General features: G+C 63.5%; 1 protein-coding gene. It reads right to left on the reverse strand.

Annotated features, from left to right (window positions below):
* Positions 1 to 39: 39 nt before the first annotated feature.
* Positions 40 to 1,290: an IS256 family transposase gene (locus tag ACX80F_RS16995; protein WP_459337557.1), complete on the reverse strand. Its 1,251-nt coding sequence runs from the start codon at positions 1,288 to 1,290 to the stop codon at positions 40 to 42.
* Positions 1,291 to 1,379: the final 89 nt, after the last annotated feature.

Genomic DNA, 1,379 nt, shown 5'->3' on the forward strand with positions numbered 1-1,379 from the left:
GGGACTGTCCGATAAACGGTGTGTGGGTCCGGCATTTCATTAGTGGTTGGTTCTCTCGAACCGGTTCGCGAAGGTGATCGCAAATGCGTTGAGGGCGGGTTTCCACCTGATGACCCAGCGTGCTCTGCCGCCGCCGGTCGGGTCAAGGGACCGGGTCACGAGGTAGAGGCATTTCACGGCCGCTGCCTCGTTCGGGAAGTGGCCCCTGGCTCTGACGGCCCGCCGGTAGCGAGCGTTGACCGACTCGATCGCGTTCGTCGTGCAGATCACCCGGCGAATCTCCACGTCGTATTCGAGGAAAGGCACAAACTCCGGCCAGGAGGACTGCCAGAGCTTCACGATCGCCGGATACCGCTGACCCCACTCAGCGGCGAACTCCTCGAACCGGTCCTTCGCCGCCTGCTCGGACGGAGCCGTGTAGACGGGCTTGAGGGCTTTCACGATCCCGTCCCGGTGTTGCCGGCCCGCGTAGCGGAAGCTGTTCCGGATCAGGTGCACGACGCACTGCTGCACGACGGTCCGCTCCCAGGTCGTACTGATCGCTTCCGGGAGACCTTTCAAGCCGTCGCAGACCGCGATGAGCACGTCCTCGACGCCCCGGTTCTTTAGCTCGGAGAACACCTGCAGCCAGAACCTCGCTCCTTCACCTCCGTCGCCAGCCCAGATCCCGAGGATGTCGCGTTCCCCGTTCACGGTGACACCCATGACCACGTAGAACGGGGTGTTGCGGACCTGCCCGTCCCGGACCTTGACCACGATCGCGTCGACGAACAGGACAGGGTAGAGCGGATCCAGCGGCCGAGAGGACCATTCGGCCAGCTCGCCTGCGACCTTCTCGGTGATCCTCGAGATCGTGTCCTTGGAGACCTTCGCCCCGTATACCTCCTCGAAGTGCGCGGCTATTTCACCGGTCGTCAACCCGCGGGCAGAGAGGGAGAGGACGATCTCGTCGATGCCGTCCAGGCGGCGTTTCCGTTTGGGCACGATGACCGGCTCGAACGACCCGTCCCGGTCCCTCGGCACCTCGATCTCGACCGGGCCGATCTCGGTCAACACGGTCTTTGGTCTCGTCCCGTTGCGCATGTTTTCCGCGATCGGTGTCCCGCCGTGCTTGTGTCCGAGGTGCTCGGTCAGCTCCGCCTCAAGAGCGGTTTCCAGCACGTTCTTCGTGAGCTGGTTCAGCAGCCCACCGGGCCCGACCAGGCTCACACCCTGCTCCTTCGCCTGAGCGAGCAGGCGCTCGGCGAGGTCCTTTTGATCGATGATTTCTCCTGTCACAGGATCGATCATCGCCTCTGATGCTTCGGTCGTGAAGTCGTTCACGGCCATCTCCTCTCGGATCAGGCCGGACCCTCACACACCGTTATTCAGACAGTCCC

Source organism: Arthrobacter sp. TMS2-4 (assembly GCF_054511075.1).

Coding starts and splice junctions, on each gene's coding strand:
- ACX80F_RS16995 (WP_459337557.1), bottom strand. CDS start 1,290: ATGATCGATCCTGTGACAGGAGAAATCATCGATCAAAAGGACCTCGCC.